Origin of the sequence: Geopseudomonas sagittaria, from assembly GCF_900115715.1 — a bacterium.
In the GTDB taxonomy this organism is placed as follows: Bacteria; Pseudomonadota; Gammaproteobacteria; order Pseudomonadales; family Pseudomonadaceae; genus Geopseudomonas; species Geopseudomonas sagittaria.
On record NZ_FOXM01000019.1, the window covers coordinates 51,567 to 63,589 of the forward strand.

At 66.2% G+C, this 12,023-nt stretch carries 10 protein-coding genes; all 10 read right to left on the minus strand.

Annotation, left to right across the window (positions count from 1 at the left end; translation table 11 throughout):
* Positions 1-163: 163 nt before the first annotated feature.
* Entirely contained in the window at positions 164-1,168 is a 1,005-nt protein-coding gene (locus tag BM297_RS18680; protein WP_092434506.1) for an AraC family transcriptional regulator, read from the minus strand.
* Between the two features lie 327 nt (positions 1,169-1,495).
* Positions 1,496-2,044, minus strand: coding sequence for a cupin domain-containing protein (locus BM297_RS18685; RefSeq protein ID WP_092434509.1), 549 nt, complete (start codon positions 2,042-2,044; stop codon positions 1,496-1,498).
* A 78-nt stretch (positions 2,045-2,122) separates the two neighbouring features.
* A complete protein-coding gene (locus BM297_RS18690) occupies positions 2,123-3,229 on the minus strand; it encodes an alcohol dehydrogenase catalytic domain-containing protein (protein WP_092434513.1) in 1,107 nt (368 codons plus the stop codon).
* 109 nt (positions 3,230-3,338) lie between these two features.
* Complete coding sequence (locus tag BM297_RS18695) at positions 3,339-4,607, minus strand: DUF1329 domain-containing protein (RefSeq protein ID WP_092434516.1); 1,269 nt, start codon at positions 4,605-4,607, stop codon at positions 3,339-3,341.
* Positions 4,608-4,628: 21 nt separating this feature from the next.
* Entirely contained in the window at positions 4,629-6,236 is a 1,608-nt protein-coding gene (locus BM297_RS18700) for a DUF1302 family protein (RefSeq protein WP_092434520.1), read from the minus strand.
* 62 nt (positions 6,237-6,298) lie between these two features.
* On the minus strand, positions 6,299-8,674 hold the full coding sequence (locus BM297_RS18705; protein ID WP_092434523.1) for an efflux RND transporter permease subunit: 2,376 nt from the start codon (positions 8,672-8,674) through the stop codon (positions 6,299-6,301).
* A gap of 35 nt (positions 8,675-8,709) precedes the next feature.
* Positions 8,710-9,756, minus strand: a complete 1,047-nt coding sequence (locus BM297_RS18710; RefSeq protein WP_092434526.1) for a WD40/YVTN/BNR-like repeat-containing protein — start codon at positions 9,754-9,756, stop codon at positions 8,710-8,712.
* Between the two features lie 213 nt (positions 9,757-9,969).
* Complete coding sequence (locus BM297_RS18715) at positions 9,970-10,362, minus strand: globin (RefSeq protein WP_092434529.1); 393 nt, start codon at positions 10,360-10,362, stop codon at positions 9,970-9,972.
* A gap of 61 nt (positions 10,363-10,423) precedes the next feature.
* Positions 10,424-11,458: a 4-hydroxy-2-oxovalerate aldolase gene (gene dmpG, locus BM297_RS18720; protein ID WP_092434532.1), complete on the minus strand. Its 1,035-nt coding sequence runs from the start codon at positions 11,456-11,458 to the stop codon at positions 10,424-10,426.
* A gap of 11 nt (positions 11,459-11,469) precedes the next feature.
* The coding region (locus BM297_RS18725) for an acetylating acetaldehyde dehydrogenase (protein ID WP_139231086.1) at positions 11,470-12,023 on the minus strand (554 nt) is incomplete at its 5' end.

Genomic DNA, 12,023 nt, shown 5'->3' on the forward strand with positions numbered 1-12,023 from the left:
TGGAAACCCCCGGAAGGCTGACTTGGAGTGGATACCGCCCTGTGCGGCACCCTTGAGAGTCATCCTAAGAAGCGGGGAGCGGGCTGACGCTCCAATGACCGAGGGGGTTATCCCGGCAGTGCAGAAAAGAAGGAGGAAGGGGCGGACGTCCCTGTCCGGGCGCTCAGCGCGCGAGGGTTTCCGAGGGGCTTTCGCCGAAGCGGCGCTTGTAGTCGGTGGTGAAATGACCGAGGTGGCTGAAGCCCCAGCGGAAGGCCACCGCCGTCACCGTGGTGCTGCCGGCGCTGCTCTGCTGCAGCTCCTCGTGCACGCGGCGCAAGCGTACCTCCTTCAGGTACAGCATCGGCGAGGTGTTGCGGAAGCGCCGGAAGCCGGCGAACAGCGAACGGCTGCTGACCCCCACATGCTCGGCCATCTCGACGATGGAGATCGGCTCGTGGGCATGCTCCTCGATGTAGCGCTCGACCCGCTTGACGAACGACGGGGCGATCGACTGCGCCTCGTCGGCACACAGCTCGCCACTGTAGTTGTTGGGCTGGCAGGTCAGCAGCGCGGTGACCATCGCCTGCTCGAACTGCGCGGCGAGCAGCGGCGGCAGGCTGCCCTCGTCGTGGGACAGGTTGTCGTAGATCCAGCCGACCATGCGCATCCAGCGCTGCCCCTGCGCGGTATCCAGCGGCATGTCCGGCTTGAACTCGACCGGCTTGCTCAGGGTACGCCCGAGGTGCTGCTGGCAGATGCGCTCGAGCAGGCTGCGGTCGACGCGCATGATCAGCTTTTCGGTGTCCTTGCGATGGTGGATGCGGCACGGCAGGTGGGCGTTGAGCACCGATGCCTGGCTGGGTGTCGAGCAAATCTGCCGGCTGCCGAACTCGATCACCTCCTGGCCGCGGATCGGCATCATGACCAGAGAAAAGGTGTCGAGCACGCCGGGGTCGATGGTGATGTCGCTGCCGTAGCTCATGCGCCCCACGCTGATGCCGCCGAGGCGCCGGTAGTAGATGCGCGTATCGACTGGAGCCTGGCGGTCCTGGTTGCGCAGGCGGTTCTCGCAGAAGATGCGCTCGCCCCAACGGCGGGCTTCTTCGAGATCCTGGGTGTGGCATACCTCGAACTTGGCCAGCACGGCATCCGGGGGAGTCGCGGTGGAAAAAGCCAGACTTTGCATGTTTCGTTCAGCCTCTATTTTATTGTTATAAGGCGCATGGTCGTTGTTCATCACTGGCATCCCCTCTCCGCTCGCTGAACTTGCACGCACGCGGTTCAGGGGTGACTCATGTCGGTGCGAACACTCGCCATCGTCAGTCGTCCCATCATGCGCGGGGTACCGAAATTGCTGGACTGGACTCGTAACACATCCGCAAAATTCGACCACCTACGCATTTACAGCAAGAAGAATGCCATCCGACTAGCATTTCTTGATTCAGATCAATTTCTTGTTGGGGAGTATCTAGTACGCAGCTGCCAGCCGGAAGCTGGCTCTTTGGAGGGTGGGCTACGCAACAGCCTGCCCGCGCGGCGCGCCTACCATCACGAACAATAGACGCGCCGGCGTGTTACCGGTGTTACTCCAGGCATGCCGGGTTCCCATCTGCACGATCACATCCCCCTGGCGCAGCAGCCGGCGACCGCCATCATCCAGTTCGAGGGTGATCTCGCCTTCCAGCACCACGCCGTAGTCGATGGTGTCGGAGCGATGGAAGCCGGGGGCGTCGGCCTCGAACAGCTCGCCCAGCCCGGGCAGCCGTTCGCACAGCTCGCGGGCGGCCGCTTGGGGATCGAAGTCCGCCGGCATTGCCGAGGCTTCGGGCGGAAAGGTGACGCGCATCGCGCAACTGCCGCCAGGCGCCGGCAGTACCGAAGGTGGCGGGCTGGTCGGGTCGACGGGATGTGCGGGAATGGGCCCCGGGGCGGTCTGCCAGATCAGTTCGACGGCAAAGCCGGGGAACTGGCGGAACTCGCCGACGCTGGGCAGCGGGCCGCTGCTGGCGATGATCGAGCGGCCGGCCTGATCGTGGCCGGTGATGATGCGCTGGGATGTCATGGCAACGATGCTCCGTGGTAGCGCAGACGCGGTCCGCTCGCTGACGCCGACGGCCCGCGTCGCCGCATGGGCTGAAGGTCAGCCGTGGACGATGTGGAAGTTGGTGAAACCGTTGGCCTGGCTCTGGATGTCCTCGAGCGCCTGGTTGAGCTGCGCCAGCGGATAGGCGCGCTCCTCGAGCAGCGCCAGGTCGAGGATGCCCGATTCGACCATGCGGGCCATCTCGTCGCCCTCGGCGGTGGTGAACCACAGCGAGCCGATGTACTGCAGCTGCTGGCACATGAACGGATGCGGGTCGATGGGGATCGGCCCGGCGACCCCGCCGATCTGCACGATGCGCCCGCCGCGGCCGACCGCGCCCATGGCATCCACCGACAGCGCGGCCGGCGCCTTGGCACCCAGGGTGTCGAGCATCACGTCGACGCCATCGGGAACAATCTCCAGCACCTGCTCGCGGATCGGCCGCGCGCCGATCGGCACGATCTCGACGCGCCGCGGGTCCAGCTCCTTGAGGCGCTCCAGCGCCATGCGGTCGCGGGCGGCGACCACCACCTTGGCGGCACCGAAGGCCAGCGCCAGCAGGGTAGCGCCGACGCCGAGGGTGCCGCTGGCGCCGAGGATCAGGATGCTCTGCGCCGGGCGCAGGGCGGCCTTGCGGATCGCCGAGTAGGCGGTGCCGAGGTAGCCGAAGCGGGTGGCCCGGGCGCTCGACAGGTTGTCCGGCAGGCGCACCAGGTTGGTGGCCGGCGCGGTCAGGTACTCGCCGTAGCCGGCGTAGGGGTACTTCGCGAAGATCGCCTGCGAGCCGGGGCCGAAGCCGAAGTAGCCGAGGAAGGTGTAGGCCGTGCAGCGCGGCGTTTCGCCCTGCTTGCAGTGGCGGCACTCGCCGCAGCCGATGCCGGGATTGACGTAGACGCGGTCGCCCGGCTTGAAGGAGGTGACCGCCGAACCGACCGCGACCACGGTGCCGGCCGAGTCGAGGCCGAAGATCGCCGGCAGCGCCGGCAGTGGCAGGAACGGATACCACTCGGGGAAATGGGTGGTGACGTTCTTCAGGTTGGGGATCACCGTGCTGGCTTCGATCTTGACCAGCACGTCGTGGGCGCCGGGCTCGGGGCGCGGTACTTCGTCGAGAACGAATTGCGCACCGATTTCGTGCAGGCGCGCGGCTTTCATGGTCGGCATCTTGCTGTTCTCCGCTGGCTGGACAGCCCGCCAGGGCCGCCGGACCGGCTTTGTCTGGAAGGGGGGCAGCGGGACCGGCGCTAACCGGCCCCGCCAGTGGTGGCGCCAATCAGCGGCCGGCCCGCTGCAGGGTCTGCAGGGAGAAGTCGCTGGACTTAGCGTCGAAGTTGGTCTTCCACGACTTGGTGTCGATCATCGACAGGGTGGCGTGGTTGCGCTGGAAGTCGATGACCGCGCCGGCGGTGGTGCGGATGTCGCCGTCGGCGGTGTTGGAGTAGGAGTGGAACTCCATGAACTTCCAGAATTCGCCCTTGCGGTCGTAGGCTTCGGCGTAGTGGAAGCGTGGGTACTTCACGTCCATGTACAGCACCTTCTTGCTATACGGGTGCGCCGACGGGGTGATCGCCTCGACCACATAGACCTCGCGCGGCTCGAAGCTGTTGTTGTTCATGTTCCAGTAGGGGGCGGCGTCCTCCAGCACCGGGTACTTCTCGGCGAAGCTCTTGCCCTGCGGATTCCACAGACCGGTCTTGCTGTTGGTCACCGCGAGCACCCAGCGCTTGCCGACCAGCTTGTACTCGGGGTACCAGCACGGCCTGGCGTTGAAGATATCCAGGTCGTCCTGCAGCTGGTCGGAGGAGCCGATCGGGTCCATCCAGGCGCCACCGGAGAGCTGGCGCACCCGGCGCACGGCGGGGATGTAGGCCCACACGCTGTTGACCTTGTCCGAGTCGTACATCACGGTGTAGGTGCCGAGACCTTTCATGTCAGAGGGCGATTTGAAATACAGCAACTGGCGGCCACGCTCACTGCCGTCACCCTCCACCGCCTGCTCGCTGGTCAGGCGGCCTTTCATGGAGTAGCGGCTGAACTCGGCAACCGGCTCAGCGTGCAAGCCCTTCTTGCCGTCAATCAGTAGCTGGGTGTACTGCGGCACCTGGGACACATCACCCACGAGCTGGCCAAGATGCCAGTTCCAGACCAGCTTTTCCGCAGCCTGCGGGTCCTTCATGTCGATATTCGGGAAAGGCGCGCCAGCGCCCCAGTTGTCCACCCGGCAGGCTTCCTTGTTGAGGACGGCCTTGCCCTCGTTGGCCTGCGAGGCCTTGACCCAGCGCGGATCAAGCGGCACCTCCTTGGAGGCAGCCAGCGGCAGCTTCCAGCCGTTGTTGCGGATGCGCCACTCCATCTTCTCGGTGAGCAGGCTGGCGATGCTGTGGCCTTCGAAGGTGTCGTTCTTGATCTGGTCGATGTTGGCGGCGGAAATCACCGTGCCCGCCGGCAGTTCGGCAGCGGCGGCGAGGCCGGACAGGCTGCCGGCCGCGGCGAGGAGACTGACCGTCAGGGTATGGCGCAGGGAGAAACGGAATGCGTTCATGGGTAGCTCTCCGATGGGGGATCAGAACAGGTAGGTCAGGCTGGTGTAGAGCTGATCGCGGTTGTTGAAGTAGTCGAACAGGGTGGCGTTGTCGCAGGAGGCCGCATTCGGGAAACCGCACTTGTCGCCATCGCGCGCATCGCTGCCCCAGAAGGCGTCGTACTCGACCTTCCAGCGCAGCTTGCTGTTCAGTTCGAAGGTGACCGAGGGAATGACGAAGCCGCCGCCGTTGCTGAGGTCGGTGCCGACCACCAGGTTCGGGCGGATGCGTCCGCTGTTGTAGCTGAGGTCGAAGATCGCGGTGGCGAGCACCGAGTGCTCCTTGACCTCGCCGCCCCAGCCGACGCTGTACAGCAGCGCGTCGTCCTCGTCGTAGTTCTGCACCCACTTGTCGAACAGCTGCACCGAGAAGAACATCGGCTTCTCGGTACCCAGCCAGTCCTGGCTGGCAGCGATGTTCTTGTCCATGCGCAGCATCAGCGCGACCACGTCCTTGGTGGCGTAGCCGTCGAAGCCGGGAGCCACCGCCTGGCTGATCAGGGTCGGCGGCGACTGCAGGATCTGGTAAGGCGCGTCCTTGATGTAGGCCATCTCGGTGCTGAACACCGCGTCCGCCCACTCGGCGTAGCGGCTGGCGGTGAAACCGAAGATGTCGACCATCGGGTAGATGATCTCGCCGGCCGGACCGCGGGTCTGCGTGGTGCCCTTGGTCTCCGCCCCGGACGGCACGCCCGGCAGACCGAACAGGGCGAGGTTGTTGGAGGCGTTGAGGATCGGCGACGGGTAGAAGGTCTTCAGGTAGGACAGCGAGTAGTTGGTGTCGCCATACAGCCCGTTCCAGCGGATGCCACCGGTCACGTCGCGGTAGTCACCCTCGTCGTTCTCGAAGTTGTACGGATCGATGTTGCGGAAATCGACGCCGGCGTACGGCTGGCTCGACCAGCGCCCACCGTAGATGTCCAGCTCGGTGCCGATGTCCTCCTTGCGGTCCCAGCCGGGGCGCACGAACACTTCCAGGCCGCCGTCCAGCTCCGGCACGTCGATGTTCATCTTGGCGATGATGTTGGCCTTGCGCAGTTCCTCGTTGGCCGGCTCGAGGAAGCTGCGCCAGGTGTAGTCGAAGCCGTGCACCAGGTCGTTGGCGGCGAAGAAGTCGGTCTCGCCCCAGGCGATCTGCTGCTTGCCGAGGCGGAACTGCAGGCGCTCGCCGACCGGGAAATCGACGTACAGCTCGCGGATCTCCTCGTCGTTGTAGAGATCCATGATGTCGCCCTGGCCGTCGGCCTCGCGGTAGTTGTTGGCGCCCATCTCCTCAAGGTGCTCGAGGAAGTTGGTCTTCACCTCGCGGGAAGCGCGCAGCTTGGCCACCACCGCCACGTCATCGGTGGCCTTCCACTCCAGGTTGAGGCGCGCGGTGCTGCGCGCCATCGACAGCTTGCCCTTGTCGTCGTAGCCGGGGGTGTCCTCCCAGTTCTTCATGTTCCAGGACATTTCCTGGCGCAGGTAGCCGTCGACCTTGAGGCGGTCTTCGGCAAGGGCGGTCGAAGCGACCGTTGCCAGTGCAATCGCCAGCGCGAGCTTGTCCAGAGGGGTGCGCTGGAGCGCACCCACGATGCCGTGCTTGTTCATGTGTTATCCCCAGAGTGGTTGGCAGCGAGGAACCGATGGTTTCTTGTTGTTGTTATCCCGTCTCAGGCCGGCTGGAACGGGGCGGGTTGGGCACTGGCCGCCGGCTCCGGCGCGCGCTCGCCGAAGATGAAGCGCGGGCGGCTGACGTAGATCAGCGCGGGCATGACAAACAGCGCGGAGAACGCCGACACGCTCAACCAGATGGCCATCAGCAGGCCCATCTCGGCCTGGAAGCGCAGCGAGGAGACCCACCACAGCAAGGTGGCGAGGATCAGTACGCTGGCGGTGACGATGACCCCCATGCCCGAGGAGTGCAGGGCCTGGCGGATGGCATGTTCGGGGCTGCTGCCGATGGCGATCTCTTCCTTGATCCGGTCGGCGATGTAGAAGGCGTAGTCCACCCCCAGGCCGATACCGAGTGCCGCCACCGGCACGGTGTTGATGTTCATGCCGATACCCTTCCAGGTCATGAAGGCGAAGGTCAGCATGTTGGAGATGATCACCGGGACCATGAACAGCATGCCGGCGACGCTGGAGCGGTAGACCAGGGTGCACAGCACGGCGAGCACCAGCAGGGCCAGGGCGATGGCCTCGATCTGGCTGGACAGGATGATCTCGTTGACCGCGGCCATCACGCCGATCAGGCCGCCGGCCAGTTGCCACTCGCCTTCGCTCAGCGGATGAGTGGCGGTGAACTCCTTGATGCGTGCCACCGCAGTGCGGATGGTCTCGCCCTGGCGGTCACGGAACATCAGGGTGACCGAGCCGTTGGCGTAGTGCTCGTCGGCGAAGCGCGAGATGTCGCCTGGCTCGGAGACCGAATCGAGCATGGCCATCAGGCTGCCGTTGAGGTTGCCGCTGTCGCCCAGCTCGAGATAGCGCGGGTTGCCCTCGCGCAGGCTGGCGTTGACCTGCGGCAGCACGTCGGCGATGGACACCGAGCCGCCGACCTCGGGCTGCGCCTCGATGAAGCGCTGGAAGCTGTTCATCGCCTGCAGGGCTTCGTTGCCCTTGATCAGGTCGGGACGGCTGTCGTCGCCGAGCACCACGAACAGGCGGTCAACACCCTCGAAACGCGCGTTGATCGCCGCCGAATCCTGGTTGTACTGCGCCTCGGGCCAGAGGATCGGCGAACCGGGATTGGCGTCGCCGATCTTCAGGTTCAGCGAGTACAGGCCGGCGCTGACCACCACCAGCAGGCTGGCGCCGAGTACCACATAGCGGGCCCGCGACAGGCTGACCAGCACGGCCAGGTCGAGCACCTTGCGCAGCACCGGCAGGCAGTTGATCGGGTGCGCCGTGCCATGCGGCTTGCGGATGAAGGACAGCAGAACCGGGGTGAGGATCACCGCGCTGACGGTCAGGGTCGACACCCAGACCACCGACAGCACGGTGAGCTTCTGCAGCATCGGGATCGGGCTCAACGCCACCACCGCCATGCACGCGGCGTCGGCGATCACCCCCAGCATACCCGGACGGAACAGGTCGGCCAGGGCGATTCGCGCGGCGATCCGCGAGGTGTCAGCACCCGGCGGCAGCAGCTCGATCTCGTCGTCGAAGCGGTTGACGATCTGCACCGAGTGCGACACCGCCCGCGAGGTGATCAGCATGGCCACCACAATGACCAGCGGCTCGAAGTGGATGCCCAGCAGGCGGCAGATGCCCAGCGCCCAGACCGCACTGACCACACCGGCCAGCAGCGGCAGGAACAGCCCGCGCCAGGTGCGCAGCAGGACGAACAGCATGGCCAGGGTCACCATGAGGGCGGCCAGCACCAGCTGGAGGGTCTCCGGCAGGTAGTGGTTGACCCAGCCGTAGAGGATCGGGTCGCCGACCACGCGGATCTTCACGCTGCCGTCGTCGACCTTGGCGATCAGCGCGCGGACCTCGTGGAACACCTTGCTGTAGTCGACCTGCTGGTCGATGAAGTCGACGGTGATCAGGGTGGCCTGCAGGTCCTTGGACACGTAGGGACCGTAGACCATCGGGTTGCGCAGCACCGCCTGCTTCAGCTCGGCCATCGCTGCGGCGTCCACCGGCAGGTCGGGCCACATCAGCGGGCGGCTCTCGATGCCTGCGGTGGAGGCACGTACCTCCTTGAGCTTCTTCGAGGCCAGCGAGGTGATCTGGTACTGGTTGACCGCCGAAACCTCGCGCAGTCCGAGGGTGACGCTGCGCACCTTGTCGAGTACGGCGGTCTGGAAGATGTCGCCCTCCTCCACCTCGAACATGATGGTGACCATGTTCGAGCCGCCGAAGGTGTCCTTGAACTTCTCGTGGGTCTGCACGTACTCGTGGCGCGAGGGCAGCATGTCCTCGAACACGGTGCGCACCTCGATGTGCAGGGCGAACCAGCTGAGGATCAGGGTCAGGGTGAGCAGCACGCCGGTCACCCAGGCGCGCCGACGGATGCAGAATTCGGCTATGCGTTCGATCATGGTCGTATCTCGCAGAAGTAGGGGCCAGGGGCGATTCAGGGATTCACGGGCGACCACTGGCGGCCGTCCCAGCGGCCGACGTCGGCGCCGGCCAGCCAGATGCTCGAGCCGACCAGCAGCGCGCGGGTGTGCCAGGCCAGGTTGCGCTCGTCGAGGGCGCCGCTCTGCCAGTCGCCATCGGCGCTGCCGCTCACCCAGCGGCCCATGGCACCGCTGGCGAACCAGCGGCCGTTGCCGGCGTCCCAGAGCACGTCGAACAGGTGGTCCTTGATGCCCAGCTCGACGCTGTCCCACTGCCGGCCGCCGTCGCGGGTGACCAGCAGGGCGCCTTCCAGGCCGACCGCCACGCCGTTGAGCGCATCGCGGAACTGCACCGACATCAGCGAGGCGGGTACCGGGCTGGCGATCTCCTCCCAGTTCTGCCCCTGCTCGTCGCTGAGCAGGATGCGGCCGAACTCGCCGACCACCAGCAGGCGGCCGCCGTCGAGGATGGCCACGTCGTTCCAGGCCACGTCCTCCTCTTCGCGCAGGCGCTGCCAGCGCTGCCCGTGGTCGCGGCTGATCAGCAGCGCGCCCATTTCGCCGGTGGCGATGGCCAGGCCGCCCGGCGCGACGCGCACCCGGTTGAGCTTGTTGGCGACTTCCGAGCGCGGCACATCCTGCGCCGCCTGCCAGCTCTGGCCGGCATCGGCGCTGTGCAGGATCACCCCGTCGTTGCCGACCGCCACCGCATGCTGGGCATCCCACACGGCGATGTCCTGCAGGGTGCTCTGGGTCGGGGTGGCCAGGCGGCTGATCTTGCCGTCGGCGCCGATCGACAGAATCTTGCCGCTGGAGCCGCTGACCCAGACATCGCCGGCCGGCGACAGGGCCAGGCCGTAGAAGTGGTCGCGGCGCTCGAGCAGCGGCGGCGTCACGGTGGCGCCCACCGGCTGCGGCTTGATGAACAGGCCGGCCCACAGCAGGCCACCGATGATTGCCCATGGCAGCACCGCCATGAGCAGCTTGACGCCCCGCTGGGCGACTCCCGGACGGGGCACCGCCTGGGATGAGGCTTGATCGATATTGATGAGTGTTGACATGGGTCAAGTCCGCTAGATTGACGTCGACCCCACTCTATGTCCGCCCCAGTACCCCAACTATCCAGCCACCGCGCGGCTTGTCCCTTGGGCGCACATTAATGTGCATTCGTGCACTGCCCGGATAACCGGGTGCGCAGACAAAAAAAGGCCGAAGCCCCGCTGCGGGACTTCGGCCCAAATCTCCCCCCATGGCGCCGGGAGCACCTGCCTGCCTCAGTAATACGATTTGATCAGCGCAATCCCCTTGCCCAGCACCTCGCGCCAGGCGAGCAGCTCATCGGCGCCAGCCTCCCGATCATGCTCGGCGACCGTCTGCAACAGCGCCTCCAGCCACAAGTCGTAGAGCTCCGGGCGGATGTCGAAGCCTTCTCGCGAGTGGCTATGCCCCAGCGCGCGCAGCTTGGAGTCGGACATCCCCCGCGCATGGAGCACCAGGTTGAGGATGCCCGCACGCAGCAGATGCTTCTGCGCCACCATGTCGGTAGCGGTGAACTTGTCGCGAATGATCGGCGAGCTGGCGAGAAAGCGCTGGTAGAACGAGTCGAAGAAGCCCGGACTGGCGCAGCAGCGCCCGTAGCTTTGCATCACTCTATTGGCCGGCATCACGACTCTTCCTCATGTTCGGCGGGCCGTCGATCGAGGCCCGCCATGGCGCAACCAGTGGGGCTCAGCGCATCCCCTTGCCGACGGCCAGCAGATCCAGCGCCACGTCGACGATCATGTCTTCCTGGCCGCCGACCATGCGGCGCTTGCCCAGTTCGACGAGGATATCCAGGGTCTTCAGGCCGTACTTCGCGGCGGCCACTTCGGCGTGACGCAGGAAGCTCGAGTAGACGCCGGCGTAGCCGAGGCCGAGGGTCTCGCGGTCGACGCGCACCGGGCGGTCCTGCAGCGGACGCACCAGGTCGTCGGCGGCGTCCATCAGGCGGTACAGGTCGGTGCCGTGGTTCCAGCCCATGCGCTCGGCGGCGGCGATGAACACCTCCAGCGGCGCGTTGCCGGCACCGGCACCCATGCCGGCCAGGGAGGCGTCGATGCGATCACAGCCCTCTTCCACCGCGGTGATCGAGTTGGCCACGCCGAGGCTGAGGTTGTGGTGGGCGTGCATGCCAGTCTGGGTCGCCGGATCCAGCACTGCCTTGAAGGCGCGCATGCGGTCACGGATGTCCTGCATGTTCATCGCACCGCCGGAGTCGGCCATGTAGATGCACTGGGCGCCGTAGCTTTCCATCAGCTTGCCCTGCGCCGCCAACTGCTCGGCCGGGATCATGTGGCTCATCATCAGGAAGCCGACGGTGTCCATGCCCAGCGAACGGGCGTACTCGATGTGCTGCTTGGAGACGTCCGCCTCGGTGCAGTGGGTGGCGATGCGCACCGAGCGGGCGCCGGCGTCGTAGGCGGCCTTGAGATCGTGGACCGTGCCGATGCCGGGCAGCAGCAGCACGGTGATCCTGGCGTGCTGGATCACGTCGGCGGCGGCCTCGATCCACTCGAGGTCGGTGTGGGCGCCGAAGCCGTAGTTGAAGCTGGAGCCCTGCAGGCCGTCACCGTGGGTGACTTCGATGGCATCCACCTTGGCCTCGTCCAGGGCGCGGGCGATGTCCTGCACGTTCTGCAGCGAGTACTGGTGGCGCACGGCGTGGCTGCCGTCGCGCAGGGTCACGTCGGAGATGTACAGTTTCTTGCTCGGATCGAAGGTCATGGCGCTTCTCCTCAGGCGTTGATCATGGAAAGCGCCATGCGCTCGGCGGTGGCCAGCGCGGCGGAGGTCATGATGTCGAGGTTGCCGGCGTAGGCCGGCAGGTAGTGGGCGGCGCCCTCCACCTCGAGGAACACCGAGGTCTTCAGACCGGAGAAGGTGCCGTGGCCCGGGATGGTCAGCGGCTTGTCTGCGGGGATGACGTCGAACTGCACCTTCTGCTTGAGGCGGTAGCCCGGCACGTAGGCCTGCACGGCCTGGGCCATTTCCTCGACCGAGGCCTCGACCTTGGCCTGGTCGACCGCTTCGGACAGCACGAACACGGTGTCGCGCATGATCAGCGGCGGCTCGGCCGGGTTCATGACGATGATCGCCTTGCCCTTGGCGGCGCCGCCGATCACCTCGATGGCCTGGGTGGTGGTCTCGGTGAACTCGTCGATGTTGGCGCGGGTGCCCGAGCCGGCGGACTTGCTGGCGATCGAGGCGACGATCTCGGCGTAGTGCACCTTGGCCACGCGCGACACCGCGGCGACCATCGGGATGGTGGCCTGGCCGCCGCAGGTGACCA